Source organism: Leucobacter manosquensis, from assembly GCF_018304845.1.
Classification (GTDB): Bacteria; Actinomycetota; Actinomycetes; order Actinomycetales; family Microbacteriaceae; genus Leucobacter; species Leucobacter alluvii.
Window position 1 is genome coordinate 520,822 of the sequence record NZ_JAFEVO010000001.1, and the last position, 16,022, is coordinate 536,843.

A 16,022-nucleotide genomic window follows, 5' to 3' on the forward strand; every position below is an offset into this window, starting at 1 on the left:
TCGTGAAACCCTTCGACCCGAGATTGCTCCGGTATGCGCGCGCTGCGCGCGGCGTGCTGATCATCGGCGCCGGGCTCGGTCTGCTGCGCACCTGCGCGGTGCTGGCCTGGGCGTGGTGCCTGGCGCAGGCAGTCACCGCTGCAGCCCTTCCCGTGATGGACGGCATTCCCGGGGTGCGGGGCAGAATCGACGAGGGGGCGTTCGATACCGGTCAGCTTCCCTGGCTCATGCTCGGCGCGCTGGCCGCCGTGTGCGTGCGTTCCATCGCCGGTTGGGGCATGGACGCCGTCGCGGCGCGCGGTGCGGTCCGCGTGAAAGCTCAGCTCCGAGCGGCGGCGCTCGATGCGCTCGACGCCCGCTCGCCCCAGCGGGATGACGGGCCGGGCGACGCCGAACTGGCGACGTCGCTCGGCCGCGGGCTGGACGCGCTCGACGGCTACTTCTCCGGGTACATCCCGCAGCTCCTGCTCACGGGTGTCGCCACTCCCATCCTCATCCTCGCCGTCCTGCTCGCAGATCCGCTCAGTGGCCTGATCGTGGTCGTGGTGTTCCCGATCATCCCGGTCTTCATGATCCTCATCGGTCTTGCGACGCAGGCAGTGCAGGATCGGCAGTGGGAGCAGTTGCAGCGCCTCTCATCGTCATTCCTGGACGTCGTTGCCGGCCTCGCCACTCTGCGGATCTTCGGCAGGCAGGGCCGGCAGGTCGCGCGCATCACCCGCGAGACCGATGAGTACCGCTCGCGCACCATGAGCGTGCTGCGCGTCACCTTCCTCTCGGGGTTCGTGCTCGATCTCGCCGGCACCTTCTCGATCGCGCTCGTCGCGGTGACGGTCGGAACCCGGCTGGTGAGCGGCGAGTTCCCCCTCGGGCTCGGCCTCTTCGTGCTGCTGCTGCTCCCCGAGACCTTCGTGCCGATCCGGCAGGTCGGTGCTGCGTTCCACGCATCGACCGAAGGCCTGGCGGCTGCGTCGCGGGTCTTCGCGATCATCGAGACGGCTGATTCGCGCCCGAACGGGACAGCATCCCCTGAGGGCGGTGACGCTCGCGACGCGCGGCGCTCGGCCGACGGGCGACAGCCCGGACTGAGTTTCGACGCGGTCAGCGTCGCCAGGGGAGGCCGGCGCGTCGTCGGTCCCGTGTCGTTCGATGTCGCTCCAGGAGAGATGGTGGCGATGTCCGGACCATCCGGCGCCGGAAAATCGACGTTGGTCGCGGTGCTGCTCGGCTTCGTCGAGCCGATCCGCGGGCGTATCGTCGCACCCGGTGCGCTCGCGTGGTCGGGCCAGCGTCCCGGCCTGCTGCACGGCAGCATCGCCGAGAACGTGGCGCTCGGGTCGGACGAACCCGATCGCGCGCTCGCGCGGCGCGCGCTCGACGCCGTCGGTCTCGAGCACCTCGACCTCGGCCTCGAACTGGGCGTCGCAGGCGCCGGCGTGTCCGGTGGTCAGGCCCAGCGCATCGCCGTGGCCAGGGCGCTGTATCGAGCATGGCGGCTCGACTGCGGCGCGCTCGTGCTCGATGAGCCCAGCTCTGCCTTGGACTCGTCGAGCGAGGCGTTGGTGTGCGCCGCTCTTCGCGCGGAGGCGGATGCCGGGCGGGCCGTGCTCGTCGTCAGTCACCGGGAAGCGGTGCACCGGGCAGCCGATCGCGTGGTGCGCATCGATGCGAGTCATCCGGAGCCGAGCATTGCGGGGGTGGACGCCTGATGCGCGCGATGCAGACCGAACCGGTCACCCATCGGCAGCGGCGAGCGGTACTCGATCGGGCCATGCCGAGCCGGTCGCGGCGTCTTCCCGGCATTCTGCTCGGAGTGCTGGCAGATGCGAGCGTCGTCGGCCTGCTCGGGCTGAGCATGTGGCTGATCGTGCGGGCGGGGGAGCAGCCCCCGATCCTCCATCTCACGTTCGCGATCGTCGGCGTGCGAGCGCTCGCGATCGGTCGCGCCGCCTTCCGGTACGCCGAGCGGCTCACGAGCCACGATGCGGCGCTCGCTCAGCTCGCCGTGCTGCGGTCGCGCACCTTCGCGTCACTCGTGCCGCGGGTGCCGGGCGCGCTGGAGTCGCACCGGCGGGGAGAAGTGCTCGCAGCGTTCGTCGATGACGTCGACCAGCTGCAGGACGAAGCGCTGCGGGTGCGCCAGCCGCTCATCGTGAGCGGCATCGTCACAGGTCTGAGCGTGATGGTCGTCGCACTCATATCGGTGCCGGCCGCGCTCGTGCTGCTCGGCGCGCTCGTGATCGGCGGCGGCGTGGCAGTCGCGCTGGCGAACCGGCTCTCGGGCGCGCAGGATCGGGAGCTGAGCGCCGCACGAGCCGCAGTCGTCGACGCGCTGCTCGAGCGCTTCTCCGCGGGCGAGGTGCTCCTGGCCTTCGACGCCGTCGAGATGCAGCGTGCGCGGATCGCCGCTGCCGAGCAGCGCCTCGCGACCCTCCAGCTCCGCCGCGCGCGCTCGGCCGGCCTCACGGCCGCCGTCCTCGGGTGCGCTGCCGGAGCGGCCTCGCTCCTCGCAATCGTCGCGATGCTGCCGACGTTGGGCGACGGGCTCTCCGCGCCGCTCTTCGCTGCTGCCGTCGTCGTTCCCGCCGCCGTCTTCGAGGTCTTCGCGCAGGTTCCCGCAGCTCTGTCTGCCAGGCGCACGGTGCAGGCGAGCGCCGATCGCGTCGCCGATCTCACGGAGGGCGCGCTGCCGAGCGAACTCGTCGCCGACACGGGAGATGCCGATGAACCGTCTCCGGTGGGGCGCGAAGCGGTTCGCGCCCCCGTCGGAGCGCCGCTGATCGAAGTGCGCGGGCTCGCCGCCAGGTACCCGGGGGCCGCGAGTGATGCGATCAGCGGCGTCGATTTCGTTCTCGATGCGGGCGAGACGCTCGTCGTTCGCGGCGCGAGCGGAGCGGGCAAGAGCACCCTCGCGCTCGCCCTCGTGAGATTCCTCGAATCGCGCGGGGAGTACCGCGTGCGAGGCCTCGATGCACGGGCGCTGCCCGCCGACGCCGTTCGCGAGATCGTCGGTCTCTGCGAGCAGCGGCCCTATCTCTTCGACTCCGATCTGCGCCAGAATCTCAAGTTCGCCCGCGACAGCGAGGAGCGCGGTACCGCGAGTGACGACGATCTCTGGGCGGTGCTGGATCGCGTCGGTCTCGCCGAGTGGGCGCTCGAGCGCGGCGGCCTCGATGCGCGGCTGGGTGCGGACGGAGCCTGGATCTCCGGCGGCCAGGCGCAGCGGATCGCGCTCGCTCGCGCCATCCTGGCCGATTTCCCGGTCGTCGTGCTCGACGAGCCGACCGCGGGCGTCGATCGCGAGCTCGCCGACCGACTGGTGCTCGACCTGCTGGGGGCAGTGCCCGATGATCGGGCGGTGATCCTCATCACCCATACCGAGCTGCCGCAGGAGATCAGCGCCTCGCGCGTGGATCTGTGATCGGCTCCCAGCGGCGATCGAGCATCTCGCGGAAGTGCGCCAGTCGTTCCTGATCGTGCGGTGCGCAACGGGCACCGTCGAGGTGCGACACCGGTCGGATGCCGTGGAGGGCGTTGACCGCCCAGACCTCGTGGTGCAGCAGCTCGTTCAGCGTCGCGACCCGCGGCTCGAGCTCGGCAGCTTCGCGGATGAGCGCTTCCGTAACCGACGGGACGCGGTCGGGGAGTGCAGAAACGGCGCCCCGGTGCGTTTCGCGGTTCCACCAGATCAGGCTGGTCGTCGCTCCCTCGAGCACGCGACCGTCGCGATCGAGGAGGAGCGGCTCGGCCCCGAGCTCGTGCCTGAGTGCGGCGTAGCTGGCGATGTTGGGCCCCTTGCGGCGAGCGCGCGGCAGCGGCCCGCTCGGACACGATCGGAGTGCGATCGTGAGCTGCAACTGCGGCAGTTTCCGGATCGCGAGAGCGAGTCGGGGTTCGCGAATGCTGTCGCTCGGGCCGGGTTCCCACAGTTCGAACCGAGGAAACCCGTCACCGCTTCTCGCGAGTCGGCTCCGCGCCGAATCGAGAAACGCGGAGACGCGACCTCTGACCTCCGCGGGGTTAGCCTCTGGCGACGCGTCGAGCCAGGCGGCGTGGGCCGTCTGCGCGAAGCGCTCGAGGTGGCGCGCGAAACCGCGCACCGCTGCGTCGACGTGTGCGCCTGCTTCACCGCCCCTGACCGCTCCGCGCACGCGGAACGAGTCGGCGGCGAGAAGCCTGCCCGTGGCCCCGTCGGTGCCGCTCTCCGGGGTCACCGATCCCGGTCCCGACTCTGGGCACTCGTGCTGCGATCTTCACGCGCGCGCGCGAGCACGGAATAGCCCGATCGAAGCTCCCCGCGTCCCGTGAGGGCGCGCAGCACCTCCCGGCCGTCTCCGTTGCCGACCGCGAGGGCTCCGGCGAGCCGCATCGCGCTCAGAAGCGGAGCGGTCGGAGGCTCGGCGAACTCGTCGGGCGGGCCCGTTCGGGTGCTCGCGGTGTCAGACGCGGCACGCACCGCCTCGCAGATGTCGAGACCGTGCACGATCAGCTCGAAGGTGCGAGTCCGCAGGTACGCGCTCAATCGCATCCCGCCGACGACCGTGCTGACGATCGGGTCTCCGGCGTCTCGCACGGCGCCGAGTACGCGAGCAGCGATCTCGGCGAAGCGCAGAGCCGGGTCCTCGCCGAGCGCCGTGCCCGCCTCGACTCCGCGGGCGCTCACCGAAGCGCCGCTCGCCGCAGTCGCGCCGGACGCACGGGCGAAGTACTGCTCCGCGCCCCCGACGGCATCGACCTCGAGCGGTGCGGCGAGCCCCCGCTCGACCGTGAGGAGCGCGCGACTCGTGTGCCCGACGAGCGCGCGCAGATCCCAATCGCCGAGACCAGGGGCACGCCAGTGAGTATCCGGCACGCCGTCGACCACGCTCACGGCCCACGCGGTGGCAGCAGCGAACTCCGTGCGCGACTCAACGATCCCGTCTCCCTCGTGCATGTCGTGAGCGTAGCACCGGCGGTACGCTGAGACGATGCCCGATCCGATGCGTGAACCGGTCGCTCGCGCCGTGCGTGCGCGCGTGAGCGCCGTCGAGATCGCACGTCGCTTCGCCGACACCGGGTCGCCCTGGTTCTGGTTCGACGGAGCCGGGGCAGCACCGGGGGAGCCGCGGGTGTCGACGCTCGGGATCGCGGGCGAGGTGCGCCTCGCCGCCCCGGGAGGCGAACGCGCCTTCCTCTCGGATCTGCGGGACGCGTCGGACGCCGTGTCGCCCGCCGGTGACCACGCCTCGGACACTGCTGGAGACGCGCCGGTATGCGGCGCTCGTCGGGCAGCCGTCGGTTTCGCAGGGGGATGGGTGATCGCGCTCACCTACGAATTCGGCGTCGCGCTCCTCGGGCCGCCCGTGGCGTCGGACGTGGAGCCCGGGACCCCCGCCGACCCTGCCGCCGTTGCGCTCCGGTGCGATGTGGTCGTGGCCGTCGATCACGACTCCGGAGCCGTCGAATTGCGCGGACCGAGCACCGCCGCGGTCGATGCGTGGCTCGCGGAGCACGGAGAGCATCTGCGCGCCCGGGAGCGAGGAGCGGAGATGTCGGCGCCGGCGTCTGATCCCGAAGCCTCCCCGGCCCAGTGGCGCAGCGGGGATGCCGACTACGCCGCGGCGGTCGAACGCTGCCGGGACGCCATCCGGGCGGGCGACGCCTACGTGCTCTGCCTGACCGACACCGCCGAGGCCACGGGAGTGTTCGACGCCATCGAGGTGTACCGACGCCTGAGCGCGTCAGGAGCGCCGGTGCGGGGCGGAATCGTCGACGCGGGCTCGCACGTGCTCGTCAGCGCGAGCCCGGAGCGGTTTCTCTCGGTCCGCGGTGCGACGGTCTCGACGCACCCGATCAAGGGCACCCGTCGTCGAGGAGGGTCGCCGAGCAGCGATCGTGCGCTCGCGGCAGCACTCGCGGCCGATCCGAAGGAGCGCGCGGAGAACCTGATGATCGTCGACCTGATGCGCAACGACCTGAATCGCGTGTGCGAGCCGGGCTCGGTGCGCGTCGACCGGTTTCTCGATATCGAGACCCACGCTCATGTGCATCAGCTCGTGAGCACGGTCTCCGGCACCTTGGCGGGCGGCCAGGGCATCTGGGACGCCATCGTCGCCGCGTTTCCCGGCGGTTCCATGACGGGTGCCCCGAAGCTCCGGGCCGTGCAGCTGCTGCAGCGGTTGGAGGGCGGGCCGCGCGGGTTCTACTCGGGGTGCTTCGGGTGGATCGATCGCCGGGGCGACGCGGAGCTCGCGATGACGATTCGCAGCGTCGAGATGCGGCGGGGCGATCGACCTGCGGTCGCTGTCGGCGCCGGGGGAGGCATCACCATCGATTCAGTCGCCGCCGACGAGGTCGCGGAGAAGCACCTCAAGGCCGCCGCGCTGCTCTCTGCGCTCACCCGCTGATCGGACTCGGGCGCGGCCCGCTCAGACCTCGCGCTCGACCAGTGCCGCGAGTGCCGCGGTCACCATCGTCCAGCCGTCGACGAAGCCGAGCTCCTCATGCCTCGCGCGGTCGTCCGCGCTCGCATGACGCGCCGTGGCCCGGTACGCCGTGCCCTCCGGGTGGTCGGTGAGGGTGAACTCGGCGGTCACGGCAACGGGTGCCGGAGAGGCGGGCCGCCACTGGGCGTCGAGCGCGTTCGTGAAGACGATGCGCCTCGAGGCCTCGACGGTCACGAATACGGCATTCATGTGCGGCTCGAAGGTCTTTCCGTCCTCGCTCATGCTCGTGATGAGCGCGCCGCCCGGCACGAGTTCGAGCCGTTCGACGCGTGCCGTCATAGGGGCGGGGATCCACCAGCGGGCCAGGCGATCCGGATCCGTCCACGCGCGCCACACGATCGCACGGGGAGCGCGGATGATGCGCGTGATCGAGAGATCGCGCTCCGGATCGAATGCGGCGGCGAACGGCGTCTCGACGGGCGACGGCTCGATCGTCTCATCGGGCTGTGGCGAGAGTGACATGCGAGCTCCTCTGCTGCGCGCCCGGCTCGCGCACCCGAATGGGCGGCGGATCGCCGGGGTGCTGCCCAGTATGCGCCCAGCGCGGTGACCCCGCCACCTCGCCGGCGCGCGACGCCTCGCCGCTCCGCCGTCGGCGCCGTGCCGCTCAGCGCGCGGGAGCTGGGCGCTCCACCCGCTCGGTACCGGGTATTCTGGTCGGAAGTGTGCGCTCGCGAACGCGGGCGATTCGAACCGAGATCGAGGTATGTGTGACCGAGCAGCAGGAGCGCGACGCCGAGGGCTATGACTTCCAGGCGATCCAGGACCGCTGGCTTCCCGTGTGGGACGAGCTGAAGCCGTTCGAGGTCGACACCGAGGGAGCCTCCGCGCCCGGGGCAGCGCGCCCCAAGAAGTACGTGCTCGACATGTTCCCGTACCCATCGGGCGATCTCCACATGGGGCACGCAGAAGCGTTCTGCTTCGGCGACGTGCTCGCACGCTATTGGCGCGGACGCGGCTACGATGTGCTGCACCCGATCGGCTGGGACTCCTTCGGGCTGCCCGCCGAGAATGCGGCCATCAAGCGCGGGGTGGATCCCCGGGAGTGGACGTACGCCAACATCGCGCAGCAGAAGGCCTCGTTCCGCCTCTACGCGCCCTCCTTCGATTGGAGCCGCGTGCTCCACACGAGCGACCCCGAGTACTACAAGTGGAACCAGTGGCTCTTCTTGAAGATGTACGAGAAGGGTCTCGCCTACCGCAAGGCGAGCTGGGTCAACTGGGATCCGGTCGATCAGACCGTGCTCGCGAACGAGCAGGTGCTCGCGGACGGCACCTCCGAGCGCTCGGGCGCCATGGTCGTGAAGAAGAAGCTGACGCAGTGGTACTTCCGCATCACCGACTACGCGGATCGCCTGCTCGACGATCTCGACGCGCTCGAGGGTCAGTGGCCCACCAAGGTGCTCAACATGCAGCGCAACTGGATCGGGCGCTCGCGGGGGGCCGAGGTCGAGTTCGAGATCGAGGGCCGTGAGGAGAAGGTTCCGGTCTTCACGACGCGCCCCGATACGCTGCACGGCGCGACCTTCATGGTGGTCGCCCCCGACGCCGACCTGGCGGCGGAGCTCGCGGCGGGCGCCTCGGAAGAGGTGCGCAGGAATTTCCAGGACTACCTGGCCCAGACGCAGAAGCAGACGGAGATCGAGCGGCAGAGCGCGGATCGTGAGAAGACCGGCGTCTTCCTGGACCACTTCGCGGTGAACCCGGTCAACGGGGAGCGCATTCCCGTGTGGGCCTCCGACTACGTGCTCGCCGATTACGGGCACGGCGCGATCATGGCGGTACCGGCGCACGATCAGCGAGACCTCGATTTCGCGCTGAAGTTCGACCTGCCAGTGCGCGTGGTCGTCGACGTGCGCGACGCCGACGGCGCCGCCCTGCCCGACCCCGCGGAGAGCGGCGTCGCGACGGCCGGCGAAGGGGTGCTCGTCAACTCGGGCGAGCTCGACGGGCTGCCGAAGAACGAGGCGATCGCCCGCGCGGTCGAGGTGCTCGAGGAGCGCGGCACCGGTCGCGCGTCGACCACGTACCGGTTGCGCGACTGGCTGATCTCGCGGCAGCGCTACTGGGGCACGCCGATCCCGATTCTCCATCACGAGAGCGGCGAGATGCGCCCGGTCGATTCCGAGGCGCTGCCCGTACAGCTGCCGGCCTCCGAGGGGCTGGACCTCAAGCCGAAGGGAGCGTCACCGCTCGGTGCCGCCACGGAGTGGGCGACGGTCGTCGATCCCGAGACCGGCGAGACCTGGACGCGCGACCCTGACACGATGGACACCTTCGTCGACAGCTCGTGGTACTACCTGCGCTTCCTGTCGGCGAACGATGCGACGCAGGCGTTCGACCCGGAGCTCGTCAATGCCTGGGGGCCGATCGACCAGTACGCGGGCGGTGTCGAGCACGCGATTCTGCACCTGCTGTACTCGCGCTTCATCACGAAGGTGCTGCACGATCTCGGTTACCTCGACTTCGACGAGCCGTTCACCGCGCTGCTGAACCAGGGCATGGTGCTGCAGGACGGTGCGAAGATGTCGAAGTCGAAGGGCAATCTCGTCGAGTTCGCGAGCGAGCTCAAGGCGCACGGGGCCGACGCGTTGCGCGTGACGCTCGCGTTCGCGGGGCCGCCAGAAGACGACATCGACTGGGCGGACGTGTCGGTGCAGGGGTCGGCGAAGTTCCTCGCCCGGGCTTGGCGCGTCGTCGACGACGTGCAGACGGCGGGGGCGCCGCGCGGGGCAGCGTTCTCCGAGGGGGACGCCGGGCTCCGGCGAGCCACGCACCGCCTGCTCGCCGATGCGCCGGGGCTCATCGAGGCCTACAAATTCAACGTGGTCGTCGCGCGCCTCATGGAGCAGGTGAACGTGACCCGCAAGGCGATCGACTCGGGCGTCGGCGCCGCGAATCCCGCGGTGCGCGAGTCGGCCGAGGCGATCACCGTCATCCTCTCGCTCTTCGCGCCCTACGCCGCCGAGGACATGTGGGCGAAGCTCGGGTTCGAGCCGAGCGTTGCGCTCGTGGAGTGGCCGGTCGCCGATGCGGCACTGCTCGTCGAAGACGAGGTCACGATGGTCGTGCAGGTGGACGGCAAGGTGCGGGATCGCCTGACGCTCCCAGCGTCGGTGTCGGAGGCCGAGGCCGAAGCGGCTGCCCGTGCGTCGGCCGCGGTGCAGCGCGCGATCGGTGATCGACAGGTCGTCAACGTGATCGTGCGCGTGCCGAAGATCGTCAGCATCGCGACGAAGCCGGCCGCCTAGCGCGGGCTCCCGCTCTCTTTCCTCCTTCGCCCTGCGAGCGGGGTCACTGTTGGTGCGTGTCGGACCCATGACACGCACCAACAGTGACCCCGCTCGCAGGGGAGGGGATGGGATGGATGGGTGCGTGGGGTGAAGGATGGAGCGCGTACTCCGCTCACAAGGGAGCGCCAGTGGCCGTAGGTGCTGACCTTTCCACTGCTGGCGACGAAGCGGCAGCGCGGGCGCCCTCGCGACCTAGCGTGTTCGCATGCGGAAGCACGAAGCACCCGATGGCACTGGCGGGCCCGCCGAGCCCGGCGAGTCGGGCGAGCCCCGCGAAGCAGTCGGTGAAGTGGCCAGTGAAGCGCGCGGCGACGCCGACCTGAACACGCGCCCACTCCTCACCAGTGAGGCAGTGCTGTCGCGGGGGCATTGGCAGGCGAGCGACCGGACGAACGCGCGGGCCGCGCCGGCGCTCCGGTGGGAGCCGAGCACGAGGATCGGGGAGCGGATACGCCGCGGGATCGCAGTGCCCGTGACCGTCGGAGCGCTGGTGTTCGTCGCGGCCGTCGCGGTGGCTATCGGCATCACGATGGCTCGAGGCCACGTGGTGGCCACCGCGGGCGCGGACGCTGCGGCGAGCTCGTCTGAGACTGCGGGCGAGCAAGCGGACGGCGGGTCGACGAGCGGAGCCCAATCCGGGCCGGTGCCCGAGCACGGCGACGGCGACGGCCCAGATGCTTCGCGGGCGCGTGTGCTGGTGCATGTGGTGGGAGAGGTGCACACCGCCGGGGTCGTCGAGCTCGCCGCGGGATCCCGGGTTGCCGATGCGATCGACAAGGCTGGCGGAGCGACCGATGCTGCGGTGCTCGACGTCCTCAATCTCGCTCGGACGGTTGCAGACGGCGAGCAGCTGATCGTGCCCGACGCCGCGCTGGCCGCGGCTTGGAGGGCGAACCCATCGGGCGCGGCCGGGAACGGCGCCGCCGCGGGCGAGGCTGACACGAGCGCTGCTGGCCCGAGCCCAGGAGGGGTGCCTGGCGCGACGACGGGCGGCAGTGGAGCTGGAACTGGAGCGGGCGCGATCGCCCTGAATACTGCCGCGGTCGCCGATCTGGAGACCCTTCCCCGTATCGGTCCGGCCCTCGCGCAGCGCATCATCGACTGGCGCGATGCGAACGGCGGGTTCACCTCGGTGGATCAGCTGCTCGAAGTGCCCGGTATCGGGGCGAAGACGCTCGACGGGCTGCGAGACCTCGTGGTGCTATGAACGACGCATCTCGATCACCGTCGGGCCGTTGGCGCATACTCGCCCCCGCGGTCCTGGCATGGGCACTCGTGGCGAGCGCCATCTTGGTCCCGGGCTGTGGCCGGTGGCTCGCAGTCGCGGCGTTCGGCATCGGCGTCGTCGCGATCGGCTGCGTCCGTGCACGCGGGCGCGCGGTCGTCCTTCGCTGTGCTGGGATCGCCTGTGCGATGCTCGTCGTGCTCGGGGCGCGGATCGATGCGCTCGAGCAGGTGCGCGAGGATCCGCAATTCGCGCGTACCGCAACGAGCGCGCGTGCGACGACGCTCGACATCGAGCTGCGAGGTTTCCCGAAGACATCGATCGACGAGCGCGGTCGACGGTCGTCGTGGGCGCCCGCGGTCGCGCGGTCGGCCAGCGGCGACATGCCCGTCGTGCTCTGGTTCGCAGCCGACTCGCTCCGCTCCGACTCGCCCCGCTCCGACTCGCCCCGCTCCGGCTCGCCCCCCTCCGGTGCTGATGAACCGGGTGACCGCAGTGGTGACGCGAACCTCTGGGGGCCGGGGACGCTCGCGCTGGCGTCTGGCACGCTCGTCTCACTCGACGCCGGTTCGTCTGCCAGGTACGGAGTCCGTGTCACATCCTTCGATGCCGTCGCGACGGACGGCGCAGACAGCGCATCGGCGACGATTCGCGCCGTCACGACGCACGCTGCAGCCCGTCTCCGCGCCGGCCTGCGCGAAGCGGCGGCCGCCGTGCCCGGCGCCGAACTGGTGCCGGGGTTCGCCGTCGGCGACACGTCGCTCGTGCCGGAGCACCTCGATCAGCAGATGCGGGAGAGCTCGCTCACTCACCTCGTGGCGGTGTCGGGCGCCAACTGCGCGCTGGTCGTGGCCGCCGTCTTCACGGTGTCGGGCTGGCTCGGCGTGCCGCGTCGCGCCCGGATCGCGCTGGCAGGCTCGGCGTTGGCCGGCTTCGTGGCCGTCGTCGGGCCGGATCCGAGCGTGCAGCGGGCGGGAGTGATGGCCGCGGTCGTGCTGCTCTCATCGTTCGGGGGGAAGCGCGCCATCGCGCTTCCCGGTCTCGGGCTCGCCGTCCTCGCGCTGCTCGTGCACGATCCGTGGCAGGCGCTCCAGCCGGGATTCGCGCTCTCCGTCGCGGCGACCGCGGGAATTCTGCTGTGGGTTCCCGACGTGATGCTGCTGCTGGGACGCGTGTTCCCGAGCCCTCAGTGGGTCAGGCTTCCCGTTGCCGTCGCGATCGCCGCGCAGTTCGCGTGCGGGCCGCTGTTGCTGCTCGTGCAGTCCGGCTTTCCCGCAGCTGGGCTCGTCGCAAACGTGCTCGCAGCCCCGGCTGCCCCCTGGAGTACGGGGCTCGGGCTGCTCGCCCTCCTCGCGGCGCCGCTTTTCCCCGAGGTGTCGCACGCCTGCGTGTGGCTCGCCAGCATGCCTGCCAGCTGGGTCGTCGCAACCGCAGAGGTCACGGCTGCGCTCCCGGGAGCGAGGTGGGCGTGGCCAGGCGGGTGGGGAGGCGCCGCGCTGCTCGCAGGCGTCGAAATCGCCGTACTCGTCGCCTGGTGGCTCCTCGAGCGTCGATTCGGCGAGCACGCGGACCGGGATCCGGGTGCGCCTTCCCCTGGCGCACCAGTGACGAGCGGGAGAACCCCGTGGGGGTGGAACGTGCCGCGCCCGCGCCGCACCATCGTCTGGATTGCGGCGCTGCTCTGCGGTGCGCTCGGAGCATTTCTCGGGCCGACGCTCATCGCCCCGACGACCGCGCGGCTCACGACTCCGCATACCTGGAGCGTGGTCGCGTGCGACGTCGGTCAGGGTGACGCGCTGCTGCTGCGAGACCCACGGGCCCCCGACACTGTGATGCTGGTGGACACCGGCGACAACCCCGAGCGGCTCAACTCGTGCCTGGAGCGATTCGGAGTGCGCCGCATCGCGATCCTCGTGCTCACGCATGACGACCGGGACCACGTGGGCGCGCTGAGCGCGATCGTCGATCGGGTGGATCGCGCGCTCATCGCACCGAGCAATCGCGAGGACGGCGACGTGCGCCCAGTACGCGCCTCGCTGCAGACGGCAGGTGTGAGCACGCAGGTGGGTGGAAGCGGCATGATCGATGCGCTCGGCGGTCTGCACTGGGAGGTGCTGGCGCCGGAGTCGGGGGCGACTCCCGCCGATACGAACAGCGCGAGTCTCGTCCTGCGCGTGAAGGCGGGTGCGACGTCGGTGCTCCTGCTCGCCGATACGGGAGAGGATGAGCAGCTCGCGCTGCAACGGACGGGCGCTAATCTCGACGTCGACGTGGTCAAGGTGGCGCATCACGGCTCTTCGGATCACGATTCCGACATCTTCACCGCGGCTTCTGCCGAGGTCGCACTGATCTCGGTCGGTGCGGACAACGGGTACGGGCATCCGACCGCGTCCGTCATCGAGGGTCTCCGCCGCACCAGCACCACGGTTCTGCGGACCGACGAGCTGGGGTCGATCGCCGTGAGCGGCGATCCAGGCACGCTCGACGTCTGGGCCGAGCGTGGAGCGTCGAGCGAGGAGCAGAGTGAACGGTAGTCTGGACGGGTGGCACAGGCACGGAAGGCAGCTCCGCGAGCGGCGTCTGCGAAGACGAAGATCCCGCAGCTCGATTGGAGCGAGGCGCAGCCGGCTGCGGTCGTGCTGATCTCCGGCCCCGAGGCGTTTCTCGCGGATCGAGCGACGCAAGCGATCCGCGCCGCACTGCTCGAGGTGAACAGCGATCTCGAGGTGCACGACGTCGACGCCGCCTCGTACACGGCGGGCGAGCTGTTCACGATCGCGAGCCCGTCACTGTTCGCAGAGCCGCGGTTGATTCGCGTCGAGGGCGTCGAGAAGTGCTCCGACGCCTTCCTCGAAGACACGAAACGGTACGTCGCAGGGCCGGCGGATGGCACGACACTGGTGCTGCGCCACGTCGGCGGTCAGCGCGGCAAAGCGCTGCTCGATCTCGTGCGCGGCGGAACCGGCGGCGGTATCGAGGTGGTCTGCGCCGAGGTGAAGAAGGATCAGGATCGCCTCGCGTTCGTGCAGGCCGAGTTTCGCCGACTGGGCGCCCAGGTCACCCCGGGGGCGGCCCGCCAGCTCGCAGCTGCGTTCTCGGGTGGGATCGGCGAGCTCGCCGGCGCGATCGGGCAACTCGTCTCGGACGTCGGCACCAGAATCTCCGAAGATCAGGTCTCACGCGCCACCGAGGGCCGCGTCGAGACGAATGCGTTCAGAGTGGCCGACGCCGCGACGGCCGGTCGTGCGGCTGACGCTCTCGTGCTGCTCCGCCAGGCGTTCTCGACGGGAACCGATCCGATCCCGATGCTCGCCGCACTCAATATGAAGGTGCGCGCGATGGCCCGCGTCTACGGCGCCGGCGGATCCGGGGGACAGCTCGCGAAGGAGCTCGGCATGGCTCCGTGGCAGGTCGATCGAGCGCTGCGCGAAGTGCGTGGCTGGCGCGAAGAAGATCTCGCTCGTGCGATCGATCTCGCCGCAGAAACCGAGTGGCGGTTGAAAGGCGGGAGTCGGGACCCCGAGTACGCGCTCGAGAAGTATCTCTTGTTCGTAGCGAAACGCGGGCGCGTGTAGCACTGCCAGTGCAGTGCGCCAGTGCACGAAAAAGGCCCCGCCGAAGCAGGGCCTGAATCGATCGCGAATGCGAGTTAGAGCGATGCCACCTGAGCGGCGAGCTTCGACTTGCGGTTCGCGGCCTGGTTCTTGTGGATGACGCCCTTCGAGGCGGCCTTGTCCAGCTTGCGGCCGGCGGTCTTCAGCTTGGCCTCGGCTACCGACTTGTCGCCGGCTGCGATCGCCTCGCGAGCTGCGCGCACGACGGTGCGGAGTTCGCTCTTGTACGCCTTGTTGCGCTCGGTCGCCTTGCGGTTGGTCTTGATGCGCTTGATCTGCGACTTGATATTTGCCACGTTGAGATGTGTCCTTTAGATCCGGTTGACGGGTTGTTCCGCGCGGTGAGAGAGGGCACCTTACGGGTGGTGTGGTAAGAACCACACGCAAGCCAAGAACCGAGTCTAGCAGAAGCTCGGCGTCGATCCCAGTGGCCGTGCGGTCGCGGCATCGGCGCGCCGCGGCGGGACTACAGCGCGCCCGCGATCAGCTCGACGTCGTCGCCGACCCGGATGTCGCCCCAGGCGGCGCTCCCGAGCTCGGTTCCGGCAGGCATGGGGGCCGGAAGCTCGCGGGGGAGCAGGAGCGTGCCGAGCGTCGGCTCCCGTTGCCCAATGCGCTGGGTCAGGGTGGTGAGCACCCGTGCGTCGCGTGCGCCCGTCTCCGGGTTCGCATGGGTGGCGAGACACCGGACGATGGGCTCTGCCGTGCGGAACTCGAGTTCGCCGATGCGCACCGCCCCGCGCCACTCGAGCTCCTCCCAGGCCTCGACGCCGTCGATGACGATGTTCGAACGGAAGCGGCGGTCATCGAGTGCGGGGTCTGTCGCGCTGGAAGGATCGGGATCGCCCCCGGAGGCGGTGAGTTCGGGAGTGCCGCCGTCGGTTCGCTCGATCACTGCGCTGAGTGCGAGTACGCTGGCGCGGCCGTGCAGCGACACGTAGCCCTGTTCGCGATCCTGGAACCGCGCGTGCTCGCCGTCGCCGACGAGTGCGAGCGGCAGCCTGCCGGGGCGCTGCAACCGCTTCCCCTCACGCGTACCGAGCACGAACTCGGTCACCGCATCGGAGAGGTGCTTGCGGCCGGCGTCATCGAGCGCGGCGGAGACCATGACGGAGGTGCCGCTGAAGATGGTGACATGGCGCTCGGCAGCGTCGAACTCGAGTCGCAATGCGGCGAGGGCCGGGAAGTCCTGGAGCGCCAGGCCGTGCGCCTTCGGCCAGTAGTCGAGCCCGTCGCGCTGTTCGGGAAGCGCTGCCTCTGCGAAGCGGAAGGCGAGCACCCGGTCGCCGACGATGCGCCCGTCGCGCTGCACGGTGAGTCGTTCGCGGCGTTCCGGAGTGAATCCTTTGACGGGGTAGCGATACAGGGCGACGACGCGAGGCATTTGCATATTCTCGCAGGAACG

12 protein-coding genes are annotated in these 16,022 nt (G+C 70.4%); 7 read left to right on the forward strand and 5 right to left on the reverse strand.

Features of this window, described 5'->3' with window-relative positions:
• Positions 1-2: 2 nt before the first annotated feature.
• Entirely contained in the window at positions 3-1,709 is a 1,707-nt protein-coding gene (cydD, locus tag JSQ98_RS02400) for a thiol reductant ABC exporter subunit CydD (protein WP_211648205.1), read from the forward strand.
• Complete coding sequence (gene cydC, locus JSQ98_RS02405; protein ID WP_249290698.1) at positions 1,709-3,421, forward strand: thiol reductant ABC exporter subunit CydC; 1,713 nt, start codon at positions 1,709-1,711, stop codon at positions 3,419-3,421. Before cydD ends, cydC begins: the two co-directional genes overlap by 1 nt.
• Here the strand turns inward: cydC and JSQ98_RS02410 are convergent.
• Both JSQ98_RS02410 and JSQ98_RS02415 read right to left on the reverse strand, forming a co-directional pair.
• A complete protein-coding gene (locus JSQ98_RS02410; RefSeq protein ID WP_211648206.1) occupies positions 3,396-4,214 on the reverse strand; it encodes an aminotransferase class IV in 819 nt (272 codons plus the stop codon). The genes cydC and JSQ98_RS02410 overlap by 26 nt on opposite strands.
• The gene (locus JSQ98_RS02415; RefSeq protein WP_211648207.1) at positions 4,211-4,933 is read right to left on the reverse strand and encodes a maleylpyruvate isomerase N-terminal domain-containing protein; all 723 of its coding nucleotides are present in this window, start codon (positions 4,931-4,933) and stop codon (positions 4,211-4,213) included. The genes JSQ98_RS02410 and JSQ98_RS02415 overlap by 4 nt, the downstream gene beginning before the upstream one ends.
• Before the next feature lie 34 nt (positions 4,934-4,967).
• Here JSQ98_RS02415 and JSQ98_RS02420 point away from each other — a divergent pair, with 34 nt between their 5' ends.
• Entirely contained in the window at positions 4,968-6,386 is a 1,419-nt protein-coding gene (locus JSQ98_RS02420) for an anthranilate synthase component I family protein (RefSeq protein WP_249290699.1), read from the forward strand.
• A 21-nt stretch (positions 6,387-6,407) separates the two neighbouring features.
• Here the strand turns inward: JSQ98_RS02420 and JSQ98_RS02425 are convergent, their stop codons facing one another.
• Positions 6,408-6,947, reverse strand: a complete 540-nt coding sequence (locus JSQ98_RS02425; protein WP_211648208.1) for an SRPBCC domain-containing protein — start codon at positions 6,945-6,947, stop codon at positions 6,408-6,410.
• A gap of 248 nt (positions 6,948-7,195) precedes the next feature.
• Between JSQ98_RS02425 and leuS the strand changes: the two genes are divergently transcribed.
• The 4 genes from leuS to holA all read left to right on the forward strand — a co-directional run bounded on the left by leuS (position 7,196) and on the right by holA (position 14,578).
• The gene (gene leuS / locus JSQ98_RS02430; protein ID WP_211648210.1) at positions 7,196-9,736 is read left to right on the forward strand and encodes a leucine--tRNA ligase; all 2,541 of its coding nucleotides are present in this window, start codon (positions 7,196-7,198) and stop codon (positions 9,734-9,736) included.
• Between the two features lie 247 nt (positions 9,737-9,983).
• Entirely contained in the window at positions 9,984-10,985 is a 1,002-nt protein-coding gene (locus tag JSQ98_RS14935) for a ComEA family DNA-binding protein (protein ID WP_249290700.1), read from the forward strand.
• The gene (locus tag JSQ98_RS02440; RefSeq protein ID WP_249290701.1) at positions 10,982-13,537 is read left to right on the forward strand and encodes a ComEC/Rec2 family competence protein; all 2,556 of its coding nucleotides are present in this window, start codon (positions 10,982-10,984) and stop codon (positions 13,535-13,537) included. The genes JSQ98_RS14935 and JSQ98_RS02440 overlap by 4 nt, the downstream gene beginning before the upstream one ends.
• A gap of 9 nt (positions 13,538-13,546) precedes the next feature.
• The gene (gene holA / locus JSQ98_RS02445) at positions 13,547-14,578 is read left to right on the forward strand and encodes a DNA polymerase III subunit delta (protein WP_211648212.1); all 1,032 of its coding nucleotides are present in this window, start codon (positions 13,547-13,549) and stop codon (positions 14,576-14,578) included.
• 74 nt (positions 14,579-14,652) lie between these two features.
• On the opposite strand, the gene rpsT is transcribed toward holA, so the two are convergent.
• Both rpsT and JSQ98_RS02455 read right to left on the reverse strand, forming a co-directional pair.
• Positions 14,653-14,913: a 30S ribosomal protein S20 gene (gene rpsT, locus JSQ98_RS02450; RefSeq protein ID WP_200329152.1), complete on the reverse strand. Its 261-nt coding sequence runs from the start codon at positions 14,911-14,913 to the stop codon at positions 14,653-14,655.
• Positions 14,914-15,083: 170 nt separating this feature from the next.
• The gene (locus JSQ98_RS02455; protein WP_211648213.1) at positions 15,084-16,001 is read right to left on the reverse strand and encodes an MOSC domain-containing protein; all 918 of its coding nucleotides are present in this window, start codon (positions 15,999-16,001) and stop codon (positions 15,084-15,086) included.
• Positions 16,002-16,022 lie beyond the last annotated feature (21 nt).